The 13,194-nt window shown below is 62.5% G+C and carries 17 protein-coding genes; 1 reads left to right on the plus strand and 16 read right to left on the minus strand.

Translation table 11 applies throughout. The features are described from left to right. Positions 1–12 precede the first annotated feature (12 nt). The 16 genes from NIM86_RS01705 to NIM86_RS01780 form a co-directional block, all read right to left on the minus strand. Complete coding sequence (locus NIM86_RS01705) at positions 13–477, minus strand: peptidase P60 (protein WP_253378632.1); 465 nt, start codon at positions 475–477, stop codon at positions 13–15. Continuing rightward, positions 474–1,358, minus strand: coding sequence for a DUF2163 domain-containing protein (locus tag NIM86_RS01710; RefSeq protein WP_253378633.1), 885 nt, complete (start codon positions 1,356–1,358; stop codon positions 474–476). Before NIM86_RS01710 ends, NIM86_RS01705 begins: the two co-directional genes overlap by 4 nt. Beyond that, on the minus strand, positions 1,355–2,008 hold the full coding sequence (locus tag NIM86_RS01715; RefSeq protein ID WP_253378635.1) for a DUF2460 domain-containing protein: 654 nt from the start codon (positions 2,006–2,008) through the stop codon (positions 1,355–1,357). The genes NIM86_RS01710 and NIM86_RS01715 overlap by 4 nt, the downstream gene beginning before the upstream one ends. Further along, complete coding sequence (locus NIM86_RS01720; protein ID WP_253378636.1) at positions 2,001–2,546, minus strand: phage tail tape measure protein; 546 nt, start codon at positions 2,544–2,546, stop codon at positions 2,001–2,003. The genes NIM86_RS01715 and NIM86_RS01720 overlap by 8 nt, the downstream gene beginning before the upstream one ends. Then, positions 2,543–2,746 (minus strand): phage tail assembly chaperone, encoded by a 204-nt coding sequence (locus NIM86_RS01725; protein ID WP_256478361.1) that lies wholly within the window; start codon positions 2,744–2,746, stop codon positions 2,543–2,545. The genes NIM86_RS01720 and NIM86_RS01725 overlap by 4 nt, the downstream gene beginning before the upstream one ends. A gap of 59 nt (positions 2,747–2,805) precedes the next feature. After that, on the minus strand, positions 2,806–3,177 hold the full coding sequence (locus NIM86_RS01730) for a gene transfer agent family protein (RefSeq protein ID WP_253380648.1): 372 nt from the start codon (positions 3,175–3,177) through the stop codon (positions 2,806–2,808). After that, positions 3,177–3,587: a phage major tail protein, TP901-1 family gene (locus NIM86_RS01735; RefSeq protein ID WP_253378638.1), complete on the minus strand. Its 411-nt coding sequence runs from the start codon at positions 3,585–3,587 to the stop codon at positions 3,177–3,179. The genes NIM86_RS01730 and NIM86_RS01735 overlap by 1 nt, the downstream gene beginning before the upstream one ends. A gap of 89 nt (positions 3,588–3,676) precedes the next feature. After that, entirely contained in the window at positions 3,677–4,093 is a 417-nt protein-coding gene (locus tag NIM86_RS01740; protein WP_253378639.1) for a DUF3168 domain-containing protein, read from the minus strand. 169 nt (positions 4,094–4,262) lie between these two features. Next, positions 4,263–4,604 carry a phage head closure protein gene (locus NIM86_RS01745; protein WP_253378640.1) on the minus strand — a complete coding sequence of 114 codons (342 nt, stop codon included), beginning with the start codon at positions 4,602–4,604 and terminating at the stop codon, positions 4,263–4,265. Between the two features lie 5 nt (positions 4,605–4,609). After that, positions 4,610–5,173: a head-tail connector protein gene (locus NIM86_RS01750; protein WP_253378641.1), complete on the minus strand. Its 564-nt coding sequence runs from the start codon at positions 5,171–5,173 to the stop codon at positions 4,610–4,612. Between the two features lie 110 nt (positions 5,174–5,283). Then, positions 5,284–6,531 carry a phage major capsid protein gene (locus NIM86_RS01755; protein ID WP_253378642.1) on the minus strand — a complete coding sequence of 416 codons (1,248 nt, stop codon included), beginning with the start codon at positions 6,529–6,531 and terminating at the stop codon, positions 5,284–5,286. Positions 6,532–6,544: 13 nt separating this feature from the next. Next, positions 6,545–7,210, minus strand: coding sequence for an HK97 family phage prohead protease (locus NIM86_RS01760; protein ID WP_253378643.1), 666 nt, complete (start codon positions 7,208–7,210; stop codon positions 6,545–6,547). Continuing rightward, on the minus strand, positions 7,207–7,554 hold the full coding sequence (locus NIM86_RS01765; protein WP_253378644.1) for a DUF6107 family protein: 348 nt from the start codon (positions 7,552–7,554) through the stop codon (positions 7,207–7,209). The genes NIM86_RS01760 and NIM86_RS01765 overlap by 4 nt, the downstream gene beginning before the upstream one ends. Then, the gene (locus tag NIM86_RS01770; protein WP_371872823.1) at positions 7,554–8,783 is read right to left on the minus strand and encodes a phage portal protein; all 1,230 of its coding nucleotides are present in this window, start codon (positions 8,781–8,783) and stop codon (positions 7,554–7,556) included. The genes NIM86_RS01765 and NIM86_RS01770 overlap by 1 nt, the downstream gene beginning before the upstream one ends. 158 nt (positions 8,784–8,941) lie before the next feature. Further along, complete coding sequence (locus NIM86_RS01775) at positions 8,942–10,162, minus strand: DNA-packaging protein (RefSeq protein WP_253380652.1); 1,221 nt, start codon at positions 10,160–10,162, stop codon at positions 8,942–8,944. Positions 10,163–10,263: 101 nt separating this feature from the next. Beyond that, positions 10,264–10,875 carry a hypothetical protein gene (locus NIM86_RS01780; protein WP_253378645.1) on the minus strand — a complete coding sequence of 204 codons (612 nt, stop codon included), beginning with the start codon at positions 10,873–10,875 and terminating at the stop codon, positions 10,264–10,266. Between the two features lie 87 nt (positions 10,876–10,962). Here NIM86_RS01780 and NIM86_RS01785 point away from each other — a divergent pair, with 87 nt between their 5' ends. Then, on the plus strand, positions 10,963–13,113 hold the full coding sequence (locus tag NIM86_RS01785) for a transglycosylase domain-containing protein (RefSeq protein WP_253378646.1): 2,151 nt from the start codon (positions 10,963–10,965) through the stop codon (positions 13,111–13,113). Positions 13,114–13,194: the final 81 nt, after the last annotated feature.

Here is a 13,194-nt window from a genome sequence, read left to right on the forward strand (position 1 = left end):
ATTGCTCTTGCCTCAGTTGCCGGTTGCAGCCGGGCCAGGAAAGCGAAAACGGCCCGCTATTCTGCGCCGCCACGACGGCACCAGCGCGCTCTCGACAACACCGATCCCGCTATAGGCGTGGATGAAACGATGCGGTTCGGTTGCAATTCCCAGGTGGCGAGCCGGCAGCACGGGCCGCCAGCGGAAGACGAGAACCTGTCCCGCTTCGACCGCCCTATCTGTCTCCACGGGCTCCAGATTGCGCGCTGCCGCTTCCAACAACCGTTCCCCGGATGCGCCGCCGGCGTTCAACGAATCCTCGAAAGGCGCGTATGGGCCTGCCTGCTCGGGCTCGCAGCCGTAAATCGCCCTCCAGATTCCACGTACAAGGCCAAGACAGTCACAGCCGACGCCGAGACGCGATTGTTGATGGCGGTAGGGCGTGCCGATCCAACGGCGCGCCTCATCGACCACTGCACTTGTGAGCGGATCGTTCATGAAGTCACCACCGGCTTGCCATCGAGCGGCATGACGCCCCGCACCACATAGGTGTAGGCGACATCGTTGCCCGGAAGATGCGGAAAGCCCCGATAGTTCAAATGGTTGGCGAATTTCTCACGGCAGGTGCGGAACATCTTGTCGCAACCCGCGACAAGAGTGCATCGCGTCCCCTCGGCGGGGCCGGAGCCATTGCCGTCCAATTCGAGGACGCGCTGGTCCGCATCTGCGGTTTCATGACGTATGCGCGCAGAGCGATGACGGCCATTGCCCTCCGTCCACAACACCAATCCACCTTCGAACCAGCCGCCGGGAAAGTCGTCGCCGCCATCGATGCTGATGCAGCGTTCCGGTCCGACGCCGGTTATGTCGACGGTCTCGTGCCAACGCGGATCGTCCAGATCGACTTTGCAAGCCCGATCGCCGAGTTCGGCGTCGCAACTTCTGCGCACAAAGCGGCCCTGCGGCTTGTCCAGCGGCGCGGCAGCGCTTTCCAGACTGGCGACGAACCGGCCGCCCTGAAGAGAGATTTCACCGATGGTTGCCCGGCGCAGAAGCCGCCTTGCAGCCGGCTCGGACCAGTCGACCAACCACGTCTCCACGACAGCGCCGTCGAACCGGCCGGATCGAACATCGTCCGACGTGATCGATGCTGCGCTCAGAACGCCTTCCACATCGGAGCTATCCACAGCAAGACCGGAACTTTCGCGCACTTCGCTCGCGTTCAATCCGCTGCCCGGTTCGAAAACTGTACCGTCGAATGAGAGGGATTGATCGGTATCGGTGAAGCCAATGACCATGCCGTCCAGACATATCAACCGCCAGCAATTGCAAAGTCTTGTTGCTTGGGCGCCGCCCAGCTCAATCGTCCCATCACTCATATGAGAACCTCCACCAGCGGAACGCTCGGCACTTCGCCGGCCCGAAAACCGGTGAGGCTCGTCGCCAGATGCTCAATGTCGAAACGAACTGCGATGTCGAACGCGAAACCGGCGGATATCTGAGCGCCATTCGCCGGAGCGGCGTCGAAAACCACCTCGCCGGTTTCATTATCGAAACTGAAAGCCGTCTCTTCCAAAGGATTGCCGTCGATTGCGGCGTTTAGCGTGCCGTGCCGCGGCAACCGGACGGGGCGGACATATCCATCCGCTTCCCCATAGGTTTTCGTGAGCGGAAATCGCGTAGTCGAGCCATCGCCCGTGCCCAGCGTCTGATCAAACGCGCCTGTCGGCAGCCCTTGAACGCTGCTGCGGTAGTCCAGCGGATCGCGAAAACGGAACGGGTGCATCGCGCCGCCGCGCGCCTCGAAAAAGGAAATCAGAGTTTCCAGATCGGCGACATCGCGTAACCCGGTTCCGACATCGAAACGGCGAAGGCTGTGACGGCGGCGCTGATTGCGCGCCTCGCGGCCGCTGCGCAACGGCAGGATCTCGACCTGTCGCTCCGGTCCGCCAGTCGCGCCAAGACCGATGGCGATTGGAAAAAGAACATCGTGAAAGCCAGGAAGCGGTAGCGAACCGATATCAGGCATGACGCGCGCCTTTCCGAACCGCCCGCGACAGCATTGCTGTCACCTGCGCTTCCGACTTGCGAAACGATGCGGCATCGCTCGCTTGCACGTTGAAGGTAATATTGACGGCGCGGCCTCCTTCGCCGCCCGCCACTCCGAGCTTACCGTCGCTACCGCGACGCAGCGGCATGATCGCTTCCGGTCCGGCTTCGCCCATCAGCCCAGCACCGCCGCCCATCGGAAAAAGCGTCGCGCCATTGACCACCCCGCCATTGGCGAATGCCTTCACCGAACCGCCAGCGCCGCCAGCGATCTGCGCGAACAGGTTGCCCACCAATCCTTGAAGCGGCTGCAGCCCCTTTTGCAGAGACGTTCGGGCCATGCTCATCGCAAGACTTCGAAGCACATCCTCGAACGATTTTCCCTCCACGACCGCACCGGCAAAAGCCGCCGTCATCCGCTGACCGAACCGGTCGGCCAAACCCTGCAATTCCGACAGTGCCTTGGCGACGCCCGTTGTATCGGCGTCGATGCTGACCTCGACCCTTTTTTCCATCATCGCTTCTCCATTTCACTGCAGGCGCCAAGAAGTTCTTTTTCCAGTGCGAGCAGCCACTGACGCGTCGGCTCCGCGTCGCCTGGTCCGGTCCGCCCCATTGCAGCGGCCAGTTCGCGAGGCGTCATCGCCCAGAATTCACTTGGCGGCAGATGAAGGACGCCCAGCCCAACCCGCATCGCCTGGCCCCACGGGAATTTCAGCGAGGAAGAATGCTCTAAATATCCGCAGGCGCTGAAATCGCGGGGCGAGCGACGGCGGCTTAGTCGAAAGGGCCAATTTCATCACTGTCCTCCATTTCATCGTTTGCCGTCGCATCCTGACCGAATGTCGCCAACAGCAAGCGGACGACGATGCTGGCGAAGCCGGCAATTCCATCGTCGCAGCGCATCTTCGACACCGCTTGTTCATCGACATCAGGGGCGCCACCGCCTCGTAGACCGGCCGCGAGAATCGTTGTCAGATCGGACGCAGAGAAGCGACCTTCCGAAAACCGTGCCGCCAATTCGGACAGACCGTCGGCTCCGAAAGCCGTTTCCAGTTCGGCCAACCCGCCGAGCGTCAGGCAAAGCCTGTGAGGCCTGCCGTCGAGAATGGCGACGATCTCGCCGCGCTGTGCGTTTGCAGCCACCATCATTCGACCTCGAAGGTCAGCGCGCCGGCGCTTTCGAATGCGATCTCGAACGTCACTTCGCCATCATGATTGCCGGAATATTCCAGCGAAGTGATCTGGAACGGTCCTTCGAGTGCTCCGAAGTCTGGCATCGCGAATTGAAGATTCATGGCAGCGCCGTCAAAAAAGGCCTCGCGCACCAGCCCATCGGATTGCGCATCGCGAAAAATCCCCAGGCCGGAAATGGACGCCTGACGGACGCCGGCATCGGAGAGCAGATGCCGCCAGCGCCCCGCACTGTCGCTATCGGTGATATCCACCGCCCCATTGCCGAGGGCCAGGCGCCGCGTCTTCAGTCCCGCAAGCGTCGACCATCCGCCATTGCCATCCGCCATGCGAATCAGCATGTCTCGTCCTCTTTGCGCGCTCATGTTTCTCTCCTGTCATGGCCGGCCCGCCGCAAAGCTTCGCCGGTGGCGCGTCGCTACACGCCGCTTTATTGTGCTTGCTTTTCAGTCAGTCAGGCTGCCTCAACCTCTTCTACAAGAGCGCGGTAACGGGACGTGCCGCGGTAAAGCGCCGCTTCGCTGTCGTGGCGGATTTCCTGCAAATCACAGTCGAGCAGAACAAGTCGGAGCTCCGCCATCTGCGGGTCGAAGCTCCGCAATCGTTCATCGATCTGCTGCATGATCGCAGCCGTCTCCTGGCGGCCCCGACTGTTTGACCAGATATGGAATGTCAGAAAGATTTCCTGGCCCCTCTCCGTCGCACTGGACCAGTCGAAACCGCTTGCGCGCCCAAAGGTGACATAGGGAAAGCGCGCAGCAGGAGTCGGCGCATCACGAAGACCCTGATCGCTTAACATTGCCGTCAGCGACGCATCGTCACTCAGCCATAGATAAATCGCTTTTTGCAGCGTGAAGGCCGGTGTCGTCATGTCCCTGCTCCCTTGACTGGCTCAGTTTGCGGCTGCCGGACGGTCGCCGCGTTTCTGTCAGACGGCTGTCGCCCTTGCAGATCGTTTGCGGTCAGCGCCTTGCGTCCGTCGTGATCGAGAGCTCGCAGACCAGAGAAAAGGCCATCGAAACGCAGTCCCACACTGACCTTCATGTCCAACCCTCCAATTCCGTGCATCCACAGACGAGGTAGCGACCGGTTCCGTCCAGATCGCTCACCGTTTCGATCCGCATGGCGTGACCGTTGCGCAGCAGCCGCATGGCCGGGGCAATGTCGCTGCGCTGGCGCAACGTAACGCGATGCGTCAGCTCCTGCCGGACCGCACCGCCAGCCACGGTGGCGCTAACGCCGGTCGGCTCGACATGGGCGAAGAATTCTCCGACCGTTTGCCATTCGACTTCATGGCCTCCCGCGCCGTCCGGCGTCCGCACCGGCGCTTCGAGAACGAGGCGCGTCCGCAGCTTGCCAGCATCCATGAACTCCACCGTCATGAGGCTCATATCCTCAGCAGTCGGAATGGCTGGATCAGAACGTCGTAGCCCTGCGGCACCGCAACCGGTTGGTCGCTGACCGAAAAGCCACCACGCGTTTCATAACCCTGGCCGATCAGCAGCATCATCGCCTGGCGCAGCGGCGCGGGGATATCTTCGGTGTCGAAACCCGCATCGAGGTCTATCTCGACGCCATTCTCCATTTCCGCCGCATTCGGTAAATCCTTGAATGCCACCGACGCGGGGCGGCGTGTCGTGCGTAGCCCATAGCTTTCTTCGTTCAGTGCACGAGCAACGCCGAATTGGTCATAAACCGTCACGGCACTGATGGCGTGAACAGGGTGAAGGGCCAGCGGTGTCGGCTGCCGTGCGGAGACAGTGTCCATTGTGAGCCGCCAGTTTTGCCGGCCCAGAACAAGGCCGCAGTGCTTTTCGGTCACTTCGCGCGCCATCTTGATCAGCGCGGTGATCAGCTCGTCCTCAGCGTCATGATCGACCCGCAAATGGGCCTTGGCCTCGGCCAGCATAATGGGCTCCGGCTCAGGGCCGGCGGTCCGGAACAGCGCCATGACGCACTCCAGGTTCGAATGGTTGGTTATCTATCGGGCCAAAGAGCGCCGAATGAATTGGCGAGGGCGCGGCGGCGGGGAGGAAAACCGCCGCGCCCCGATCCGATGCGTCAGGCGGCGTATTTCACCAGCTTGATCGCATCGAAATCCTGTACGCCGCCGCCGACGCGCTTGGTCGTGTAAAACAGCACGTAAGGCTTGGCGGAGTATGGATCGCGCAGCACACGGACACCCACGCGGTCCACGATCAGATAACCGCGTTGGAAATCACCGAAGGCGATGGGTGTCGCGGCGCTGTCGGCATCCGGCATGTCTTCGGCTTCGACGACGGGGAACCCCATCAGCATAGCCTTCGCGCCAACCGTCGCCGGGGGCGTCCAGAGGTAGTTTCCGTCGGAATCCTTCAGCTTGCGGATGGCGGCCTGCGTGCGCCGGTTCATCACCCAGTGCGCGTTCTGCCGATAGCCAGCTTTCAACGCATAGACCGTGTCGATCAGAACGTCGGACGCGTCGGCTGCCGGCAGATCGCCGTCGACCCCGGTCGCGATATGACCGAGCGCGCCCCAATTCCAATTCTCTTCGGCGACCGAGCCATAGGAGAGGAAACCGCGCGGCTTGTTGACGCCATCGCCCTTGACGAAGGCTTCGCCCTCCTGCTCGGCGAACGCCGCCTCAACCTCGGCTGCGATCCACGCGTCCAGATCGACAGCCGCGTCGTCAAGAAGCGCGGTGGTCGCCGCGGGCATGGCGTAGAGCTCCATCGTCGGAAAGTTCAGTTCGGCGAGCGTGCCGGCGCTGGTCTCCGGCCGCACATCGGTCTCGGCTACCCAGCCCGTCGCGGGACCGGCCACGCTGAACGGCTTCTTCAACACCGAGGACGAGACCTGCCGTACCGAGGCGATGGACCGGATCGGCGAAAGTTCGGCGAGCCGTTTGCCGATCTCTGTTTCGGTCTCCGGCGGTACGAGATAGCCGCCCTCAGCTCCGGCGCCGATATTCATCGCCTTCGTTTCCATGGCGCGGATGGCGCTTTCGTCACCGCTTCGCATCCAGCTATGAAAGGCGCTTTTCGTTTCCGTGCTGTAGGGCGCACCACCCATGCCCGGCCGCGCACCTTTGACCATAAGTCTGTCCAATGCCTGCTTCTGCTCGGTCAGCGCGTTATTGATGCGCTCGACCTTGTCGTTGGTGACGACATCGGCGGTCACGCGGCGCTCGATTTCGTTCAGACGCTCATCATTGGCTGATTTGAATGCCTCGAACGCACCCATAAATTCATCGAAGGCTTCCGCTACTTCGACCGCACTGCCGCTGGCCGCCTTGATCTCCGGCGCGCTCTGGCTCGTTTCAAACTGCATTCCATTGTTCCTTTCAGAGAAAGATTGTCGCCGCCCGGCGGATCGTGCCGGCCAGTCCCTCATCCTGCGGTCGCGCGTCCCGCCCGCCCGTCAGGCTGGCAAACCCTTTGGCGATCACCTGCCGGGCCTGCTTTCGCGTCAGCCGCGCGTCCCGCGTCAGCCAGCGCTCAAATTGTCGCGTGGTCGGCAGCTCGCCCTTCACTTCCGCGATGCGCGCTGTCGGCAGCATGGGAAAGGTGACAACCGATATCTCCCAGAGGTCGGCCTCCAGGATGCGGCGAAGTCCCGCCTGCTTTTCGGCACGCGCCCGCACTGTTCGGAAACCGATGGACAGGCCGTCGAGCGCGCCGTCACGCATCAGGGCGTGGACCTCCCGCCCCTTGGCCGTCATCAGGCTCAGCCGCCCGCGCACATAGAGTCCGCGATGGTCTTCTGCGATTGCGTCCCATCGCCCGATGGGCTGGGCAGGATCGTGCTGGAACAGCATCCGCACGCCACGTGCACCGCGCTGCCTTAGACTGCGCGCAAAAGCTCCTGCCATGACCACGTCGCCGGACAGATCGGCCTGGCCGAACACGCTGGCGTATCCCTCGAAGCGTCCGTCGTGACCGATTTCTGCGATTTCGACCGCCGCCTCCTTGCGTTCCGGCGCGCCGCGCAGATCGATATGTTTCGTCATCGGCGCGCTTCCCGGTCGCGGCGGGGACCATTGGCGCGGTCCATCTGATCCTGCGCGGCTCCGAAGGTCCGCATGAGAACGCCGATCGCCCACCAGGCGCAGAGCGAAGCCAGCGCCGCACCGGACAGCGCGATCTCCAGGCCGTTCGCCACCGTATCGATGCCGAGTTCACGCGCCAGGCGCAGACCGGCCACCCCGCCAAATGCAATGCCGCTCGTGACACCCACCGCGAAGCGGAGCGCTGCCTCTCGTCTGCCGCGCGGCAGCACATAGGCGAGCGAAATGCCCGAGCCGATTACCGCGCCAGCGCCCTTCGCCATCCACATGGATTCACTCTCGCCCATCAGCGTTGCTCCATTGTCGGCAGCGGCTGATAGCCAACCGCCTCTCGCTTCTCATCGTCCGTCAGAAAATCAGCCTGACCGATGCGCTGCCACAGTGCGTCGCGCTCGCCGGAGAGCCCTTCCACGGCGTCGGCATCGAACCAGAGCCGCAGATTTGCTCCGAAGGCCGGCGCCAGCCAGGCGGAGAATTCAGTCGCGATCCGCGTCACCAACGGCAAAATCGTCAGCCGGTAAAAGGCGCGGTTCGCCTCCTTATAGTTTGCGTAAGTGTTGTCGCCCGGAATGCCGAGCAGCATGGGCGGCACGCCGAAGGCCAGCGCGATGTCTCGCGCCGCGCCGTTGCGCGCCTCCACGAAATCCATTTCCTGCGGCGTCAGGCCCATCGCTTTCCAGTCGAGCCCGCCTTCCAGCAGCAGCGGCCGCCCCGCCCGGCTTGGGCCGGAATAGCCGTCTTCCAGTTCGGTTTTCAGCCGGTCGAACTGCTCGTCGGAAAGATTGCCGCCCTCCTTTGGCGCATAGACCAGCGCGCCAGATGGGCGCGCTGCATTGTCGAGCAACGCCTTGTTCCAGCGGCTTGCGGCATTGTGAATGTCGAGCGCACTGAGCGCAGCCTGCAGCGGCGCAAGGCCATAATGATCGTCGAGCGGATGGAACAACGCCAGATGAAGCGCCGCTGCACTGCCTTCCGGCCCTGCGTCCTCGGTCAAAGCGATGCGCCGCGCGCCGCCTTTCGCGCCACGATGTTCCAACGCTATCGGCCAGCCATCGTCGTCTGCGACAACGGCAACACGATCCGGCCGCAGCAGATGCAGTTCGGCGATGTTCGTGGCGCCGCTGAGCCGTTCGACATAGGCGTTGCCGGAAAGAAGAAGTTCGCCGTAAAGTGCTTCCAGAAAGGTGACGCCCGCCTGCCGCGTATTGGGGCGTTCGAGCAGGCTGAGAAGCGGGTGTTCACTGTGCTCTGTCGCGCCCTCATAAAGCAGCCACGGAACAGCTGCCGCGGTCTGCGCGATCAGGCGCACAGCGGCGTGGACTACGGCATTGCCAAGATAGCCGTGGCGAGCGAGTGAGGCATAGTCGCGAGGCGTCCAGTTCGCCTGACCGGCAAGCTGCAGCGCGACAAAGCCCTCGCCAAGAAAGCCTGCCTTGCCTTCCAGCCTCGCCGTCGGGCTCGATGAAAGCTCCGCCGGTCCGGCCGAGGCATCGCCTCGCAACCAGTTCCATACCATGGACCGTTTCCTCTTTTTCTTACGCCTGGACGAGGCGTCGGCGCACCGATGAGCCGTGAATACTGTGCCGGCGATTGGCGCTTTTCGTTGAAGCCATCATGCCATTGGCCGGAAGGGGGTGAAAAAGAAATTGCAAAAATGTTTCTGAATTGTTCTCGTCATACGCCTCTCACACGCGGTGCGCGACCGAGGCCGCCCATCAATTCAGCGATGGCCCAGACAAGCGCATCGACGCGGTCGGGCGAGCGACTGCCCGTCAGGCCAGAGGGGCCGAAATCGCACATCTCGTCGACAAGTTCGGGAAAGTGCGCGGCGTGGCGGACGCGGCCCTGGGCATAAAGCGCTGCAACCGGCTCAGCCCGCAGCCATTTGCCTCGGCTTGCACGGACAGCCTTGACGGGCACAGCCGGGTCGACAGTGCGTATCACGCTTTCGACCATCGCGCCGCCCTGATTGACCTCGGCGACAATGAGATCGGCTTCCAATGCATGGAACAGCGTGGTGGCTCGCGCCGCCCATCCGTCCGGTTGCAGACCCTGCGCGCTGGCGTCAGCCAAAACAACAATTCCGCCATCTGCTTCCGCGCCCGCTGCCACGATCCCGCAAGCATCGGAGCGCGCACCGGCGCTTGCCGGCGGATCGACAGCTATGACAATGCGCGCGAGACGTTCTGCCGCGACCGGTCCCACAATCGATTCCAGCTGACTCCGGGTCCAAAGGGCGTCGGAACGGTCCTCAATTAATTCGCCCTCGAGTTCCTGACGGCCCAGTCGCGTGCCGGCATACCGATCCGTCACGGTCTGCAGGAAGCTCGGAGCCAGATTGTCCGCATTCTCATGGGTACGCATCCGGGTCACGATAAAGCCGTCCTGGCGCATAAGGCGCTTGACCAGAGCGGTTGCACGGGGCGTCGTCGTTACCAGTTGGCGTGGTTCGTCGCCCAGCCGCAGGCCGAATTGCAACATGTCCCAGACTTCGTCAGCATTGTTCCATTTGGCCAACTCATCGCACCAAGCCGCATCGAATTGGGGGCCACGCAATGCATCGGGGTCTTCTGACGAGAAAATCTGCGCTGTCGCGCCATTGTCGAACAGCACGCGGCGGCGGCTGGTTTCGAAACGCGGTCGCTCATCCCCCCGCGCCGTGCCGAGAATACCACTTGCGCCCGCCACCATCACCTCTCGCGCATCGCCAAGTGTCTCGGCGACGAGCGCGATTCGACCATATTTCAAACCGCTCGTGGTGAAGGGCGGCAGGCCCAATACGAGCGCTCGCACCCACTCGGCGCCAAGGCGCGTTTTCCCGCTGCCCCGGCCGCCGACCACCATCCAGCGTTCTGGCGCATCTGGCAATGGATATTGCTTGGCCCGCGCCGTCATGAACCATTCCCGGCCAGCCAGCCTGGCTTCGTCCTCGTCCAGCGATAGCTCGGCCCAGGCGTCCTGTTCCGCCTCGAAATCCGGATCGCCCTCGCTACCCGTCATTCGGCTGGTTCTGCCGGCGCGACCATAGCGCCATCTGCTCGATCGCCGACGACGCCTGTCTCGGCCATCTCGCCGGCCAGTTCGAGGATGCGGCCATTGATCCGCTCCAGAACAGAGCCAAGCTGTTCCGGCTCGCCAGCGCGGGCGTCCCCCTGACGCTCACAAGCTGCCTCCAGCTTATCGACCGCCCGCAGCAAGACGTGGATCGCATCGATGTCGGCCTTCGGCAGGGGCGTGCCAACGGGTCGATCCGTCGCAACATCGAGGCGCGCCCAGAGACGATCGCGCAGGCGGCTCAACTCCGCCTCCCCCGCCCGGCCGCGATGGCCGCGCCGGATAATCCACCCCTGCTTTTTCGCTTTCTGCCGAATCGACAATTCTCCAAGGCCACTCATCTGAGAGGCCGCCGCAAAGTCGAAAGGCAGATGCTCTGCCCATGCCCGCAGGATGGACCAATGCGCAATCGCCAACATGAGGCTGCTCCAATGACAATCTGAAAAAGCCGCGCCGCCGGGCGCGTCAATGCCGAAGCATACGGCCGACTTGCCGACCGTGAAGAAGTCGTTCAAAGGCATGAGGAGGTGGGGAAAGGGTTTCGAACGCGCCAAGATCGGCTATCATTGCGAGAGCGCGATGGTGCCGCATTTGCGGGCCATAAGCCTGACGACGCCTGAACACGGCATCATGGATTGGAAATGCAGGTGAAAGACAAACGGCCAAAGGGGGCGCGGCCCCGCTTCAGGGTATCGCGGCTGATCGGCGTCGATGCCTGGCTGGATTCCAGTCTCTATAAACTGCGCTCCACACTGGGCGAAGCATGGGAGCGGATTACCATCTTCTCCCGCAAATTCCGCGTATATGGCTGGAAGCGCGGCGCTGTCGAACTCATGTCGGAAGCTGCGACACTTGGCACAGTAGGCATCGTGCTGTTTTACGTGCTTGCTATCCCAGCCTTCAAATCGACGGAGGGCGACTGGCGGCAGCAGGACGGCCTGGCCGTCACTTTTCTGGACCGGTACGGCCGCAATATCGGCCAGCGGGGAGCGTTCCAACGTGACTCCGTGCCGGTGGACCAACTGCCCGATCATCTTATCAAAGCAGTTATGGCGACCGAGGATCGGCGTTTCTTCGAGCATTTCGGTATCGACGTGCTCGGGCTTTCGCGCGCGATGATGGAAAACGCCCGTTCTGGCGGGGTCGTGCAGGGCGGCTCCACGCTGACCCAACAGCTCGCCAAGAACCTCTTCCTGAGCAATGAACGCACTCTCCAGCGCAAGATCAAGGAAGCCTATCTGTCGCTTTGGCTGGAGCAGAATCTGACGAAGAAGGAAATCCTGCAGCTTTATATCGACCGCGCCTACATGGGCGGCGGCGTGCATGGTGTCGCGGCGGCGGCCGAGTTCTATTTCGGCAAGGATGTGCGTGAGATCAATCTTGCCGAGGCAGCGATGCTGGCAGGCCTCTTCAAGGCGCCATCCGGTTACGCGCCGCATGTGAATCTGCCAGCGGCCCGCGCGCGAGCGAATGAGGTGCTTACCAATCTGGTGCAGGCCGGTTTCATGACCGAAGGGCAGGTCAGTTCCGCACGGCTGCAGCCGGCCTCCGCCATCGAGCGCGACGTGACCGACTCGCCTGACTACTACCTGGATTGGGCTTTCGATGAGGTGAAAAAAATTGCGGATGATCTGCCATCCCGCAATCTTATCGTCCGCACAGCGTTCGACCCGACCCTGCAAAAGGCGGCCGAAGAAAGCTGCGAATTTCATCTCCGGCAGTTCGGCAAATCCTATCGCGTTCAGGAATGCGCGTTGGTCATGATGGAGCCGAACGGTCTGGTTCGAGCGATGGTCGGAGGCCGCGACTACGGTAAGAGCCAGTTCAACCGCGCGGTCAATGCCGAGCGGCAGCCCGGTTCGTCCTTCAAGCCCTACGTTTATGCAGCAGCCATTGAAGGCGGCATGAGCGCCAGCACGCGTGTTGTGGACGGTCCCGTCAACTGGAATGGCTGGAGCCCGAACAACTATAATCTGAGCTTTCGTGGGCGAACCGACCTCCAGACCGCTCTGATTAAATCCATCAACACCGTTCCGGCGCATCTGGCGCGCCGCTACATCAAGGGCGGTGTGGACACAGTTGCCGATCTGGCCGAGAGCATGGGTGTGGAGACGCCGGTTCTGCGTCATAAAACGATGGTTCTCGGAGCGGGCAGCATTACCGTGCTCGACCAGGCAACGGGCTATTCGGTTTTCGCGGCGGGCGGTATCCGGCACGGCCACCATGCCTTCACGCAGATTCTCGATCAGGATGGCGAGGTCATCTGGCGGCTGAACCGGCAGACCGAAAAACCGAAGCGCGTTCTGTCGGAACATGCAGCCGCAGAAATGAACAAGATACTTGTCCAGATTCCGGAATGGGGGACCGCGCGGCGCGCGGCGCTGGAAGGCATTCCTTCCGCTGGTAAGACGGGAACCACCCAGTCCTATCGCGACGGCTGGTATGTCGGCTTTACCGGCAACTACGTCGCTGCCGTCTGGCTGGGCAATGACGATTACAAGCCGACAAACCGGATGACCGGTGGATCGCTTCCCGCTCTCGTCTGGAACCGTTTGATGCGTGTCGCCCACCAGGGAGCGCGGCTGAAGCCCATTCCCGGAGCCAATCGCCCCGTTCCCGAAATGGTGGATATTGCAGCAGCGGAAGGAGAGGAGGTTTCGCCCGTCTCCAATACACCGCGCGGCCTGTTGCCCGAACTGCAGGACGCCGTGACGGCGCTGGGCATTCTGTTCGACAACGCCCAGCCTCTTGATCCTCCCATAGCCGACAACCAGTTGCGCGCCTCCCGCTAGCGCGCTGGGCACGTCAGCCCGAAGGATGTCTGGTCTTACACGGCTTGCAGTTCGCCATCACTCTTCGCTAAACCGACAAGG

The sequence above is a fragment of the Notoacmeibacter sp. MSK16QG-6 genome, assembly GCF_024158145.1.
Lineage (GTDB): Bacteria > Pseudomonadota > Alphaproteobacteria > Rhizobiales > Rhizobiaceae > Notoacmeibacter.